Genomic DNA, 14,549 nt, shown 5'->3' with positions numbered 1-14,549 from the left:
TCAGGCGCTATGCAATTCACTCCAGAAAGTGCGTGGAAAATTATCGGTTTTACCCGTGAGATAAGCCCGGCCTATCGGCAGAAGCTACTGTCACTGGGCATGCTACCCGGCTCATCATTCCAGGTGGTGCGCGTGGCGCCGTTGGGCGATCCTGTTCATATCGAAACCCGACGCGTTAATCTGGTTCTGCGTAAAAAAGACCTCGCATTAATTGAAGTTGAATCTTTATCCCGTTAACAAGCCAGCGGTTTCAGTGAGTCTAAAACAATGAAAAAATTAACTATTGGCTTAATTGGCAATCCTAATTCCGGCAAGACAACCTTATTTAATCAGTTAACCGGCGCACGCCAGCGTGTGGGAAATTGGGCAGGCGTAACGGTTGAACGCAAAGAAGGCCAGTTCACCACGACAGATAATCAGGTCACGCTGGTTGATTTACCGGGGACCTATTCACTCACCACAATTTCATCTCAGACCTCTCTCGATGAGCAAATTGCCTGCCACTATATTCTGAGCGGCGACGCGGATCTGCTCATCAATGTGGTGGATGCCTCCAATCTCGAACGAAATCTGTACCTCACGCTACAGCTGCTGGAGCTGGGGATCCCCTGCATCGTAGCGCTTAACATGCTCGACATCGCCGAGAAGCAAAAGCTGCGCATCGACGTCGACGCCCTCTCCGCCCGTCTGGGCTGCCCGGTGGTTCCGCTGGTTTCTACCCGCGCGCGCGGCATTGACGCCCTGAAGCTGGCAATTGACCGCCACACGGGCAATGCCGACGTCGAACTGGTGCACTACGCCCAGCCGCTGCTGCGCGAGGCCGGGCAGCTGGCGCAGGAGATGGACAACGCCATGCCCGCCAGACAGCGCCTGTGGCTTGGCCTGCAAATGCTGGAAGGCGATATCTACAGCCGCGCCTACGCAGGCGATGCGGCGGATAAACTGAGCGTTGCACAGGCTCGCCTGAGCGACGAGCTGGATGACCCGGCCCTGCACATTGCGGATGCGCGCTATCAGGCCATCGCCGCTATCTGTGACGTGGTCAGCAATGCATTAACCGCTGAACCCAGCCGCTTCACCGCCGCCGTGGATAAGATTGTGCTCAACCGCTTCCTCGGTTTGCCAATCTTTTTACTGGTGATGTACGTAATGTTCCTGCTCGCTATAAACATCGGCGGTGCATTACAACCCATCTTTGATGGCGGCTCAGTCGCTATCTTCGTGCACGGTATTCAGTGGCTGGGCTACACCCTCCACTTCCCGGAATGGTTGACCATCTTCCTTGCGCAGGGGATCGGCGGCGGGATCAACACCGTCCTGCCGCTGGTGCCGCAGATCGGCATGATGTACCTGTTCCTCTCCTTCCTTGAAGATTCCGGTTACATGGCACGCGCCGCCTTCGTGATGGACCGCCTGATGCAGGCGCTGGGGCTGCCGGGGAAATCCTTCGTGCCGCTGATTGTCGGTTTTGGCTGTAACGTGCCGTCAGTCATGGGCGCGCGTACGCTGGACGCACCGCGCGAACGCCTGATGACCATCATGATGGCGCCGTTCATGTCCTGCGGCGCACGTCTGGCTATCTTCGCGGTCTTTGCCGCGGCGTTCTTTGGTCAGGAAGGGGCGCTGGCCGTCTTCTCCCTGTATGTGCTGGGTATCGTGATGGCTATTCTCACCGGCCTGATGCTGAAGCACACCATCATGCGTGGCGAAGCGTCGCCGTTCGTGATGGAGCTGCCGGTTTATCACGTTCCGCATCTGAAAAGCCTGATTATTCAAACCTGGCAGCGCCTGAAGGGCTTTGTTCTGCGCGCCGGTAAGGTGATTGTAGTGGTCAGCATTTTCCTGAGCGCCCTGAACAGCTTCACCCTGAGCGGCCAGGCAGCGGACAACATTAATGACTCTGCCCTTGCCTCCGTCAGCCGGATCATTACGCCGGTCTTCAAACCGATTGGCGTACAGGAAGACAACTGGCAGGCAACCGTGGGCCTGTTCACCGGCGCGATGGCAAAAGAGGTGGTTGTCGGCACCCTGAACACGCTCTACACCGCGGAAAACATCCAGGAAGAGGAGTTCAACCCGGCAGAGTTCAGCCTCGGTGACGAACTTCTGGGTGCAGTAGAAGAGACCTGGCAGAGCCTGAAAGACACCTTCAGCCTGAGCGTGCTGGCGAACCCGATTGAAGCCAGCAAAGGCGACGGCGTAATGGCGACCGGAGCAATGGGCGTGATGGGCCAGAAATTTGGCAGCGCGTCGGCGGCCTACAGCTACCTGATCTTCGTCCTGCTCTATATTCCGTGCATCTCGGTCATGGGCGCCATTGCCCGTGAGTCCAGCCGCGGCTGGATGGGCTTCTCCATTCTGTGGGGGCTGAACATTGCCTACTCGCTGGCGACCGTGTTTTATCAAACCGTCAATTACAGCCAGCATCCGCGCTACAGCCTGGTCTGTATCCTCGCGGTGATCCTGTTTAACGTGATGGTGATTGGCCTGCTGCGCCGGGCACGTAGCCGCGTTGACGTTAACCTGCTGGCAACGCGCAAAACCCCAACGACCTGCTGTAGTAGCCCTGCGGGCGACTGTCACTGAGGGGAAAAAAGATGGCATCGTTGATTCAGGTCCGTGACTTACTGGCGTTACAGGGACGAATGGAGGCGAAGCAGCTCAGCCTCAGCCTGCATACGCCGCAGCCGATGATCGATGCCATGCTGGAAAGGCTGGAGGCGATGGGGAAAGCCGTGCGCATTCAGGAAGAGCCGGACAGTTGTCTGTCCGGCAGTTGTAAAAGTTGTCCGGAAGGTAAAGCCTGCCTCAGGGAGTGGTGGACGCTTCGCTGATAAAATTGGACAGCGCCGAACAAAACTCAGCAGGATGAGAGATGAACGGCGCATGTGCCGCTTTGGCAACCACCATTGATTCACTCTCCAGCCACAGCGCATCCAGCAGCGGAACCACCTTGCGCGGGACCAGCCCATCCAGATAGCCATAAATACGCAGATGCGGCACCGTCAGTGACGCCAGCGGCTCACGCAGATCGGCCGTTTTCAGGATCTCCAGTCCACCGTTCAGCACCTCAACCTCCGGCATCGGCAGGGAAAGCACCGTCTGCTTCAGCATCCGCGCGTCCTGACGGGCGGTTTCAGTTCCCATCGTCTGCAACGCCAGGAAACGCTCCACCGTCCGCTGGAAATCTTCGCTCAACTGGTGCTGGAACCCGGCCAGCACCTCGGGTTTGATGCCCGGCCACGCCTCGCGGGCGCTGAAACAGGGTGATGAGGCAACGGTGATCAGCGCCTGCACCCGCTCAGGATGGCGCAGCGCAATCTGGCTTGCCACCAGCCCGCCCAGGCTCCAGCCGAGCCAGACGGCTTTTTGCGGTGCCGCTTCCAGAACCTGCTCCGCCATGTCCTCGAGCGTCATCGCGCCGTAGCCGTGGCTACGGCCATACCCCGGCAGATCCACCAGGTGTACCGTAAATTGCGAGGCCAGTTCCTCACTTATGCAACGCCACACTTCGGCGTTCAGTCCCCATCCGTGCAGCAGCACAAGATGACAATTTCCCGTCCCAACGGTCTGCCACCACAGCGTCTTCATCAGTTAACGTTCTCTTTTTTCACATGGAGGTTGCGTATGCTAACAGTGCCCGGCTTGTGCTGGCTATGCCGAATGCCACTTGCGCTGAGCGCGTGGGGCGTCTGTTCCGTTTGCACGGGAGCGCTGGGTTACCTGAAGGGCTGTCCACAATGCGGCTTGCCTGCCGTAAGCCAGACGCTCCCCTGTGGTCGATGCCTGAAAAAAGCGCCGCCGTGGAGCGCGCTGGTGGCGGTGGATGATTACGTTTTGCCGCTGAGTCGTCTGGTTCATCAGTTTAAGTTTTCCAGCCAGTTCGCGCTGGCGCAGCCACTGGCACGCCTGTTATTACTGGCGGTATTGCAGGCGCGAAGAACGCGCGGGCTACCGTCGGTCGACACGCTCGTGAACGTGCCACTCTTTCAGCGTCGGCACTGGCGGCGGGGATACAATCAGAGCGACCTGCTGTGCCGTCCGCTCGCCCGCTGGCTGGGTTGCCGGTACCCCGCCTCTGCGCTGAAACGTATTCATGCCACTGCCGTTCAGCACCGGCTCAACGCCCGGTCGCGCCAAAGAAACCTGAAAAACGCCTTTCGCCTTGAATTGCCGGTCAACGGTCTCCATATCGCGATTGTGGATGATGTCGTCACCACGGGCAGTACCGTGGCTGAACTTTCCCGACTGCTTTTGCAAAGCGGCGCCGCGTCAGTTCAGGTATGGTGTCTGTGCCGTACCTTGTAGCCCTTCTTCAATGGGCGTATGATTATACCCAGGTAATTTAGTCAACTATTAGGCCAAAGCTATGATCCGTATTTCCGATTCTGCACAAGCGCACTTTGCCAAACTGCTGGCAAATCAGGAAGAAGGGACGCAGATCCGCGTGTTTGTGATCAATCCAGGCACTCCGAATGCAGAATGTGGTGTCTCTTATTGTCCTCCGGATGCTGTGGAAGCAACTGACACTGCCCTTAAATTTGAACAGCTCACCGCATACGTTGATGAGCTGAGCGCGCCGTATCTTGAAGATGCGGAGATTGATTTCGTCACCGACCAGCTGGGTTCTCAGCTGACGCTGAAGGCGCCAAACGCGAAGATGCGTAAAGTCTCTGACGATGCCCCGCTGATGGAGCGTGTGGAATATCTGCTGCAATCGCAGATCAACCCGCAGCTGGCCGGCCACGGTGGACGTGTTTCCCTGATGGAAATCACCGAAGATGGTCTGGCGATCCTGCAATTCGGCGGCGGCTGTAACGGCTGCTCCATGGTCGATGTAACCCTGAAAGAAGGGATCGAGAAGCAGCTGCTGAACGAATTCCCGGAACTGAAAGGCGTGCGCGATCTGACCGAACACCAGCGCGGCGAGCACTCTTACTACTAATTCAGTGCCCGTCTGTATTGCCCGGTGGCGCTGCGCTTACCGGGCCTGCTTTTTCTTGCCTCCCCCTCTATATGTTGACCTGCGTCTCATAATTCAAATTTTGCCTCCCTGGGTGATTCTCAATCACGTCATGTTACCCGTATCATTCCCATGGGCACTCAACACCCTTATAACAGCCGACTAAACTTATCGTTTTCGCAGGCATCAGTATGAGTGCCGTTAATACTCTGTTCCCAGTTGGGACAATCGGAATTTGTCGTTGAAACAATGACGTTACCCATAACAATCCAAAGGCCAGGTCAATCATGCCATTAGTCATCGTCGCTATCGGTGTTGTGTTATTACTGCTCTTGATGATCCGCTTCAAAATGAACGGATTTATCGCTCTGGTTCTGGTGGCACTTGCAGTCGGTCTGATGCAGGGAATGCCGCTGGTTAAAGTTATCAGCTCCATTAAAGCCGGTGTCGGCGGTACGCTCGGCAGCCTGGCGCTGATCATGGGCTTCGGCGCCATGCTCGGTAAAATGCTCGCGGACTGCGGTGGCGCGCAGCGTATTGCCACTACCCTTATCGATAAATTTGGCAAGCAGCACATCCAGTGGGCGGTGGTGTTAACCGGTTTTACCGTCGGTTTCGCACTGTTCTATGAAGTGGGCTTCGTCCTGATGCTGCCGCTGGTGTTCACCATCGCCGCTGCCGCCAACATCCCGCTGCTGTTCGTAGGCGTACCGATGGCTGCGGCGCTGTCCGTCACCCACGGCTTCCTGCCGCCGCATCCGGGTCCAACGGCTATCGCCACCATCTTCCACGCCGACATGGGTAAAACCCTGCTGTTCGGTACGATTCTGGCGATCCCAACGGTTATCCTGGCCGGTCCTGTTTATGCGCGCTTCCTGAAAGGCATTGATAAGCCCATCCCGGAAGGCCTGTACAGCGCCAAAACCTTCACAGATGCAGAGATGCCTGGCTTTGGCGTCAGCGTCTGGACCTCTCTGGTGCCGGTGATCCTGATGGCAATGCGTGCCGTAGCAGAGATGGTTCTGCCGAAAGGTCACGCGTTCCTGTCCGTTGCGGAGTTCCTGGGCGACCCGGTGATGGCAACGCTGATTGCGGTCCTGATCGCCATGTTCACCTTCGGTCTTAACCGTGGTCGTTCCATGGATCAGATCAACGACACGCTGACCTCTTCCATCAAAATCATTGCCATGATGCTGCTGATCATCGGCGGTGGCGGCGCGTTTAAGCAGGTGCTGGTCGACAGCGGCGTGGATAAATACATTGCTGCCATGATGCATGAAACCAACGTATCGCCGCTCCTGATGGCATGGTCTATTGCCGCGGTGCTGCGTATCGCGCTGGGCTCTGCAACCGTTGCGGCGATTACCGCGGGTGGTATCGTTGCGCCGCTGATTGCGACCACGGGCGTAAGCCCTGAGCTGATGGTTATCGCGGTCGGTTCGGGCAGCGTGATTTTCTCCCACGTGAACGATCCGGGCTTCTGGCTGTTCAAGGAGTACTTCAACCTGACCATCGGTGAAACCATCAAGTCCTGGTCCGCGCTGGAAACCATTATTTCGGTGTGCGGTCTGGTCGGGGTGCTGCTGTTGAATATGGTGGTCTGATGCCCTAAGTCGGGTGGCGGCTACGCCTTACCCGACCTACATGAGCACGACCTGATAATAAAAAACCCGCCACTGGCGGGTTTTTTATTATTTCTTCGCGGCTGCTTTTCGCCGTTTATCCAAATCCTTAATCAGCCTGTTCACCCCGTCATCGGCGAACATCGCTTCAAGCGTAGTGGACAGCTTGCGACGCCAGTTTTTGTACTGATAGCTGGTGCCGGGAATGTTTACCGGCTCCGCCATATCAATCCAGTCTTCCGGTTGCAGACCGAGCAACGCGCTGTTGCTGTCGGCAATATAGCGCTGTAAGCCACGGTTAAGCGTTGGCGTCATCGACATCAGCGCCGCCTTATGCCCGGCGCGCTTCGGCAGACAGCCATGCTTATGCAGCGCATCCAGCAGCCCCTGTTTCGCCAGCTCGCGATCCTGATACAACCCACGCAGAACTTCTTCATCCGGGTAGAGACCCAGCGTTTTGCCGAGCGTCAGGTCGCCGCTTTCCCAGTAGCCTCTGAGCGTAGGAAGATCATGCGTCGTCGCGACTGCCATTGACTGTTCAGGGTACGCTTTCGGCGCGCGGAAGGTTTTCTCATGGTCGTTTTCAAAATAGAGCACTTTGTAGGAGTAAACCCCGCTGTCGCGGAGCTTGCTGACAATCTCAACCGGCACGGTACCGAGATCTTCGCCAATCACCATGCACTGATGACGTTTACTCTCCAGCGCGAGGATTGAGAGCAGATCGTCCACCGGATACTGCACGTACGCCCCGTGATCGGCCGTTTCACCGTACGGGATCCACCACAGACGCAGCACGGACATCACATGGTCGATACGCAACGCGCCGCAGTTCTGCATGTTAGCGCGCAGCAGATCGATAAACGGCTCGTAGGCACGCGCCGCCATCACGTGTGGATCCATCGGCGGCAAGCCCCAGTTCTGACCAAGCGGGCCCAGAATATCCGGCGGCGCACCGACGGAGGCTTTCAGACAGTAAAGTTCACGGTCACACCAGGTCTCCGCCCCGCCTTCCGCCACGCCGACGGCCAGATCGCGATACAGACCGATCGGCATGTTATAGCCCTGACTCACCTGCCAGCAGGCAGCAAACTGGCTGTACGCCAGCCACTGCAACCAGAGATAGAAGTCCACCTCGTCGGCATGCGTCTCACAAAACGCCTTCACTTCCGGGGTATCCACGGACTGATACGCTTCCGGCCACACCGGCCAGCCCCAGCGCATCTCATCCTCCTGGACCTGATACGCATGCAGCGCATCAAACGCCGCCTGCCAGTAAAGGCTCTCGCCTTCCTGCATCACAAACTGGCGGAAGGCTGCCATCTGCTCGTCGTCACGCTTCGCAAAGCCCTTCCAGGCCAGACGCAGCGCCGCCATTTTCAGCGCGGTCACGGAGGCATAATCGACCCAGTCCGCATCGCGGGCCTGTTTCAGCATCTGTTGGGTGGTGTCCAGCTTCCACCACGCCTGCGCCTCTTTGCTGTTTTTGAAATCGTCTAACGCGTTAACGTCGATGTAGATCACGTTCAGCCAGCGGCGGGAAGACGGGCTGTACGGGCTCGCGCTTTCCGGATTCGCCGGATAGAGGGCGTGGATCGGGTTGAGGCCGATAAATGCCCCGCCGCGCTCACCAACAGATGCCAGCATCTTTTTCAGGTCGCCAAAATCGCCAATGCCCCAGTTGCTGTCTGAACGCAAGGTGTAAAGCTGCACACAGGCGCCCCACAGCTTTTTGCCTTCGAGTAGCGCCTGCGGCTCATAGCAGCGCTTCGGCGCGACGATCACCCGACAGTGGAAGCGGCTGTCATTCTGGGTGAGCGTCAGGCTGTGATAGCCCTCCGGCAGCTTCGCCGGAAGGGTGAGGGTTTTACCGCCGGTGGCATGGCCTTTATGCTGATGCCCCTCTTCGGTGGTGAGCAGCCAGCTGAACTCGCCGCGTCCTTCCACCGCCAGCGGCATCTTTTTGCCCGCGGTAAAGACCTTCACGTTCGGCACCGGCGCTCCCGACGCTTTCGCGTCGGTTTTGTGCATGGCATCCAGCAAACGTCTTTTGGTGTCCGCACCAATAGACTGCGGTTTGCCGTGCGCATTGATGTAACTGAGGCTAATTCCCGCCGCCTGCGCGGCACTGTCCAGACGTTTACTCTCCATCGCGCTTCCTTAGCGTTTTGCCTGCCAGATACGAGCCTGATAATCACGGATTGAGCGGTCAGAGCTGAACATACCGCAGCGCGCGGTGTTCAGGATACACGCGCGGGTCCAGGCATCCTGGTCGCGATACAGCACGTCGACCTGCTTCTGCGCTTCAACGTAAGCGGTGAAGTCCGCCATCACCAGGTACGGGTCGCCGCCCTGTTTGTCCATGCTGTGCAGCATCTGGTCAAACGCGTGCTTGTCGCCGTCGCTGTACTTCCCGCTTTCCAGCTCTTTCAACACCGCATCCAGCACTTTGTCTTTTTTACGCCATTTCACCGGGTCATACCCTTTGGCTTTGATGGCTTTCACTTCTTCAACAGTATGGCCGAAGATAAAGATGTTCTCTTCACCGACCTTCTCGGCGATTTCAACGTTCGCACCGTCCAGCGTGCCGACGGTCAGCGCGCCGTTCAGGGCCAGCTTCATGTTGCCGGTGCCGGACGCTTCTTTACCGGCGGTAGAGATCTGCTCGGAAATATCCGCCGCCGGGATCAGCATTTCAGCCGCAGAGACGCAGTAGTCCGGCAGGAACACCACCTTCAGCTTGTCGCCCACTTTCGGATCGTTGTTGATCGCCGCCGCCACTTTATTAATGGCAAGGATAATGTTTTTCGCCAGGTAGTAGCCCGGCGCCGCTTTCGCACCGAACAGGAACACGCGCGGGACGCGGTCGGCCTGAGGGTTCTCGCGGATCTCTTTGTACAGCGCCAGAATGTGCAGCAGGTTCAGGTGCTGACGTTTGTACTCGTGCAGGCGTTTGATCTGGATATCGAAAATCGCATTTGGGTTAATTTCAATTCCGGTACGCATTTTCACGAACTCGGCCAGACGTACCTTGTTCTCCAGCTTAATGGCGCGGTACTGCTCGCGGAACTTCGCGTCGTCAGCGTATTTTTCCAGGTTGATGAGCTGGTCCAGATCGTTGGCCCACTCTTTCTTCAGGGTCTTGTCCAGCAGGCCGGCCAGCAGCGGGTTGCACTGTTTGATCCAGCGACGCGGCGTAATGCCGTTGGTCACGTTGTGGAATTTGGTCGGCCACAGCTGGTGGTATTCCGGGAAGAGGTCTTTCACCACCAGATCCGAGTGCAGCGCGGCCACGCCGTTCACCGCAAAGCCGCTTACCACGCACATGTTCGCCATGCGCACCTGTTTGTTGTGTACCACGGACAGCTTCGCCCAAACGGCCTTATCGCCCGGCCAGGTTTTCTCCACCAGCGTTTTGAACTGGTCGTTAATCTTATTGATGATCTGCATATGGCGCGGCAGCAGCGTTTTCACCAGCTTCTCATCCCAGCACTCCAGCGCTTCCGGCATCAGGGTGTGGTTGGTGTAGGCGAAGGTGCGGCTGGTGATGGCCCAGGCGTCGTCCCAGCTCAGCTGATGCTCGTCGATCAGCACGCGCAGAAGTTCCGGGATGGCAATGGTTGGGTGCGTGTCGTTGAGCTGAATAACTTCGAAGTCCGGCAGCTGCGCAAGCTTGCGGCCTGCCAGGTGGTGGCGGCGCAGAATGTCCGCGACGGAACAGGCGCACTGGAAGTATTGCTGCATCAGGCGCAGCTTTTTACCCGCCAGATGGTTGTCGTTCGGGTAGAGCACTTTGGTCAGCTTCTCGGCGTCGATCCCCTGTTGCTCGGCGCGCAGGAAATCACCGTCATTGAATTTAGTCAGGTTGAATGGATGCGCGTGCTTCGCCTGCCACAGACGCAGCGGCTGCGCCACGCCGTTACGGTAGCCGAGCACCGGCAGATCCCAGGCTTCACCGGTAATGGTGAACGCTGGTTCCCAGAGCCCCTGCTTCGTGACTTTCCCGCCAATCCCGACCTGCACATCCAGCTGTGCGTTGTGGCGGAACCACGGGTAAGTATTACGATGCCAGTCGTCCGGCGCTTCCATCTGGTGGCCGTCAGCGAACGACTGGCGGAACAGACCGTACTGGTAGTTCAGACCATAGCCAATGGCCGACTGGCCCACGGTTGCCATGGAATCCAGGAAGCAGGCTGCCAGACGTCCCAGACCGCCGTTACCCAGCGCCGGATCAATCTCTTCTTCCAGCAGATCGGTCAGGTTGATGTCGTGTTCTTTCAGCACGTCGCCAACGTCCTGATACCAGCCAAGGTTCAGCAGATTGTTACCCGTCAGACGGCCAATCAGGAACTCCATCGAAATGTAGTTGACGTGACGCTGGCCTTTCACAGGCTTCGTCGCGGGCTGAGCGTCCAGCTGCTCTGCGAGCGCCCCGCTCACCGCCTGCCACCACTGGTGAGGCGTCATCTCGTTTGCAGCATGAAGGCCAAAACGCTGCCACTGACGCGTCAGGGCAGCCTGGAATTGAGCTTTGTTGAAAGTAGGCTGTGACATAGGGAATCGGCATCCTGTAGAGAGAAAACACATTTGGCGCTAGTGTGCCTGGCTCATTGCGCCTCTTCCTCCTCCTGTCGGGGATTAGGCAGGGAGGAGTAGCGGGGATGAGCATAAAAGTGTGATCGAGGCCACTGTGTAAGTGTGCGCTTCGCTGAAAAAGCGATCCCGGAAGAGCGTCAAAGAAATGAAATGCAGTTTCGGAGGAAATTAATCATCACTGAAATGATTACTTACGTAGAATAATATTTCTCACGTACAGCGGCTTTCCAGCAACACTATTAAGCCAGAGCAACTTTCCCCAAAGTTAATTAACTTCACCGTCATTATCTCTTTCTGAAACCAGTTTCAGCGCAACCGCGCGCCATGCAGACAAGCCAGTAACAGCGCGGCATCCAGCCATTTATGAAAAGTTCCACCAATGATGAGAATGTTTTGTGACAGAGTGCAAATTCAGAGCCTCCAAACCCAGACATAACTTGCAATAGTTCCTCTATTGGCCGAACTTATAGATATTAATTACGAAGCGCAAAAAAAATAAATTCTCTCGTTCCCCACAGTGAAGTGAAAACTATGTTGATTCCGTCCAAATTAAGTCGCCCGGTTCGTCTTGACCATACTGTGGTCCGCGAGCGCCTGCTGGCTAAACTTTCCGGTGCGCATAATTTCCGACTGGCGCTGGTTACGAGTCCTGCGGGTTATGGAAAAACAACGCTCATTTCGCAATGGGCGGCAGGTAAAAGCGATCTTGGCTGGTACTCCCTGGATGAAGGTGATAACCAGCAGGAGCGTTTTGCCAGCTATTTAATTGCCGCGATTCAGCAGGCAACCAACGGACACTGCGTCACCAGCGAGGTGATGGTGCAAAAGCGCCAGTACGCCAGCCTGTCCTCTCTGTTCTCCCAGCTGTTTATCGAACTGGCCGAATGGCATCGCCCGCTGTATGTGGTGATTGATGATTATCATCTGATCACCAACCCGGTTATTCACGAGTCGATGCGGTTCTTCCTGCGCCATCAGCCGGAAAACCTGACGCTGGTCGTCCTGTCGCGCAACCTCCCGCAGCTGGGCATTGCCAACCTGCGGGTGCGCGATCAGCTACTGGAAATTGGCAGTCAGCAGCTGGCCTTTACCCATCAGGAAGCGAAACAGTTCTTTGACTGCCGTCTGACTTCTCCGATTGAGGCGTCGGAAAGCAGCCGCCTGTGTGATGACGTTGCAGGCTGGGCCACGGCGCTTCAGCTGATTGCCCTTTCCGCGCGGCAAAACAATAGCCCAACGCACCAGTCCGCGCGCCGCCTGGCGGGCATCAACGCCAGCCACCTGTCGGATTATCTGGTGGATGAGGTACTCAACAGCGTAGACCTCACTACCCGCCATTTCCTGCTGAAAAGCTCCCTGCTACGTTCGATGAACGATGCGCTGATTGTGCGCGTCACCGGTATTGAAAACGGGCAGCTTCAGCTCGAAGAGATTGAACGTCAGGGTTTGTTCCTGACGCGAATGGACGATCCCGGCGAATGGTTTAGCTACCATCCGCTGTTTGGCAGCTTCCTGCGCCAGCGTTGCCAGTGGGAGATGGCCGCAGAGCTGCCAGAAATTCACCGCGCCGCCGCCGAAAGCTGGATGGCGCAAGGTTTCCCGAGCGAGGCTATCCACCATGCGCTGGCCGCCGGAGATGCCGGTATGCTGCGCGATATTCTGCTCAACCACGCGTGGGGACTGTTCAACCACAGCGAACTGACGCTGCTGGAAGAGTCGTTAAAAGCGCTGCCGTGGGAGAGCCTGCTGGAGAATCCGCGTCTGGTGCTGCTCCAGGCCTGGCTGATGCAGAGCCAGCATCGCTACAGCGAAGTGAACACCCTGCTGGCGCGCGCCGAGCAGGAAATGGAAAGCGAGATGGATGCCACCCTGCACGGCGAATTTAACGCCCTGCGTGCGCAGGTGGCGATTAACGACGGCGACCCGGAAGAAGCCGAACGGCTGGCGATGGTCGCGCTGGATGAGCTGCCGCTGGCGAATTTCTACAGCCGTATTGTGGCCACCTCGGTACACGGCGAAGTGCTGCACTGTAAGGGCGACCTCACGCGTTCGCTTTCGCTCATGCAGCAAACCGAACAGATGGCCCGCCGCCACGATGTCTGGCACTACGCCCTCTGGAGCCTGATCCAGCAAAGCGAGATTTTATTTGCTCAGGGGTTCCTGCAGGCCGCCTGGGAAAACCAGGAGAAAGCGTTCCAGCTGATCCGTGAACAGCATCTGGAACAGCTGCCGATGCATGAGTTCCTGTTGCGTATTCGCGCTCAGTTGCTCTGGGCATGGTCGCGTCTGGATGAAGCAGAAAGCTGCGCCCGCCAGGGCCTGAATGTGCTTTCGAGCTTCCAGCCGCAGCAGCAACTCCAGTGCCTGGCCCTGCTGGTGCAGTGCTCGCTGGCGCGAGGCGACCTGGATAATGCCCGCAACCACCTTAACCGCCTGGAAAACCTGCTTGGCAACGGACAGTACCATAGCGACTGGGTCTCCAACGCCGATAAGGTCCGGGTGATTTACTGGCAGATGACCGGCGATAAAAAGTCCGCCGCCAACTGGCTGCGTCACACGCCTAAACCAGAATTTGCCAATAACCACTTCCTGCAAAGCCAGTGGCGCAATATTGCCCGCGTGCAGATCCTGCTGGGTGACTTCGAGCCTGCCGAAATCGTGCTGGAAGAGTTAAACGAAAACGCCCGTAGCCTGCGCCTGATGAGCGATTTAAACCGCAACCTGCTGCTGTTAAACCAGCTTTACTGGCAGGCGGGACGTAAAAACGATGCCCAGCGCGTGCTGCTGGAAGCGTTGCAGCTGGCGAACCGCACCGGGTTTATCAGCCACTTTGTGATTGAGGGTGAAGTGATGGCCCAGCAGTTGCGCCAGCTGATTCAGCTCAACACGCTGCCGGAACTCGATCAGCATCGCGCCCAGCGCATTCTGCGCGAGATTAACCAGCACCACCGCCACAAGTTTGCGCACTTCGATGAGAACTTTGTTGAACGTCTGCTGAACCATCCGGAAGTGCCGGAGCTTATCCGCACCAGCCCGCTCACCCAGCGTGAATGGCAGGTGCTGGGGCTGATCTATTCCGGCTACAGCAACGAGCAGATTGCCAGTGAGCTGGCGGTGGCGGCGACCACCATCAAAACGCACATTCGCAATCTGTATCAGAAGCTGGGCGTAGCGCATCGACAGGATGCGGTGCAGCATGCGCAGCAGCTGTTGAAGATGATGGGATACGGAGTTTAGTTTTGTGCGGCCTGATGCCCTCACCCCGGCCCTCTCCCACAGGGCTGAGGGATCCCCAGTAATTTTTTTATGCAGAAGCAATAAAGTTGCTTTCTAAATGACTGAGGGCTGTCAGCGATGCCCTGGTCCGGCTG

General features: G+C 57.3%; 10 protein-coding genes. 7 read left to right on the top strand and 3 right to left on the bottom strand.

Annotated elements, in window-relative coordinates; all coding sequences use genetic code 11:
* Positions 1 to 9 precede the first annotated feature (9 nt).
* From feoA to feoC, 3 genes are read left to right on the top strand one after another with little or no spacing between them, the layout of a single operon-like run.
* A complete protein-coding gene (gene feoA, locus ACOTZP_RS18605) occupies positions 10 to 237 on the top strand; it encodes a ferrous iron transporter A (protein WP_022649633.1) in 228 nt (75 codons plus the stop codon).
* Positions 238 to 267: 30 nt separating this feature from the next.
* Positions 268 to 2,586 carry a Fe(2+) transporter permease subunit FeoB gene (gene feoB / locus ACOTZP_RS18600; protein ID WP_022649634.1) on the top strand — a complete coding sequence of 773 codons (2,319 nt, stop codon included), beginning with the start codon at positions 268 to 270 and terminating at the stop codon, positions 2,584 to 2,586.
* A gap of 11 nt (positions 2,587 to 2,597) precedes the next feature.
* Positions 2,598 to 2,834, top strand: a complete 237-nt coding sequence (gene feoC / locus ACOTZP_RS18595; protein ID WP_015571443.1) for a [Fe-S]-dependent transcriptional repressor FeoC — start codon at positions 2,598 to 2,600, stop codon at positions 2,832 to 2,834.
* On the opposite strand, the gene bioH is transcribed toward feoC, so the two are convergent.
* On the bottom strand, positions 2,809 to 3,591 hold the full coding sequence (gene bioH, locus ACOTZP_RS18590) for a pimeloyl-ACP methyl ester esterase BioH (protein ID WP_032626813.1): 783 nt from the start codon (positions 3,589 to 3,591) through the stop codon (positions 2,809 to 2,811). The genes feoC and bioH overlap by 26 nt on opposite strands.
* A 36-nt stretch (positions 3,592 to 3,627) precedes the next feature.
* Between bioH and gntX the strand changes: the two genes are divergently transcribed.
* The 3 genes from gntX to gntT all read left to right on the top strand — a co-directional run bounded on the left by gntX (position 3,628) and on the right by gntT (position 6,567).
* The gene (gene gntX / locus ACOTZP_RS18585; protein WP_022649636.1) at positions 3,628 to 4,308 is read left to right on the top strand and encodes a DNA utilization protein GntX; all 681 of its coding nucleotides are present in this window, start codon (positions 3,628 to 3,630) and stop codon (positions 4,306 to 4,308) included.
* A 61-nt stretch (positions 4,309 to 4,369) separates the two neighbouring features.
* Positions 4,370 to 4,945 (top strand): Fe-S biogenesis protein NfuA, encoded by a 576-nt coding sequence (gene nfuA, locus ACOTZP_RS18580; protein WP_003861601.1) that lies wholly within the window; start codon positions 4,370 to 4,372, stop codon positions 4,943 to 4,945.
* A 305-nt stretch (positions 4,946 to 5,250) separates the two neighbouring features.
* The gene (gene gntT / locus ACOTZP_RS18575; protein ID WP_022649637.1) at positions 5,251 to 6,567 is read left to right on the top strand and encodes a gluconate transporter; all 1,317 of its coding nucleotides are present in this window, start codon (positions 5,251 to 5,253) and stop codon (positions 6,565 to 6,567) included.
* Positions 6,568 to 6,654: 87 nt separating this feature from the next.
* On the opposite strand, the gene malQ is transcribed toward gntT, so the two are convergent.
* Together malQ and malP are read right to left on the bottom strand one after the other, a co-directional pair.
* Positions 6,655 to 8,733 carry a 4-alpha-glucanotransferase gene (gene malQ / locus ACOTZP_RS18570; RefSeq protein ID WP_046620650.1) on the bottom strand — a complete coding sequence of 693 codons (2,079 nt, stop codon included), beginning with the start codon at positions 8,731 to 8,733 and terminating at the stop codon, positions 6,655 to 6,657.
* Positions 8,734 to 8,742: 9 nt separating this feature from the next.
* Positions 8,743 to 11,136 carry a maltodextrin phosphorylase gene (gene malP, locus ACOTZP_RS18565; protein ID WP_155019413.1) on the bottom strand — a complete coding sequence of 798 codons (2,394 nt, stop codon included), beginning with the start codon at positions 11,134 to 11,136 and terminating at the stop codon, positions 8,743 to 8,745.
* A 573-nt stretch (positions 11,137 to 11,709) separates the two neighbouring features.
* Between malP and malT the strand changes: the two genes are divergently transcribed.
* Positions 11,710 to 14,415, top strand: a complete 2,706-nt coding sequence (gene malT / locus ACOTZP_RS18560; RefSeq protein WP_421633765.1) for an HTH-type transcriptional regulator MalT — start codon at positions 11,710 to 11,712, stop codon at positions 14,413 to 14,415.
* Positions 14,416 to 14,549 lie beyond the last annotated feature (134 nt).

Source organism: Enterobacter cloacae complex sp. SYL001 (genome assembly GCF_049237025.1).
In the GTDB taxonomy this organism is placed as follows: Bacteria; Pseudomonadota; Gammaproteobacteria; order Enterobacterales; family Enterobacteriaceae; genus Enterobacter; species Enterobacter intestinihominis.
Note: the sequence above shows the minus strand (reverse complement) of the source record. Positions and strands in the feature narration are given on the sequence as shown.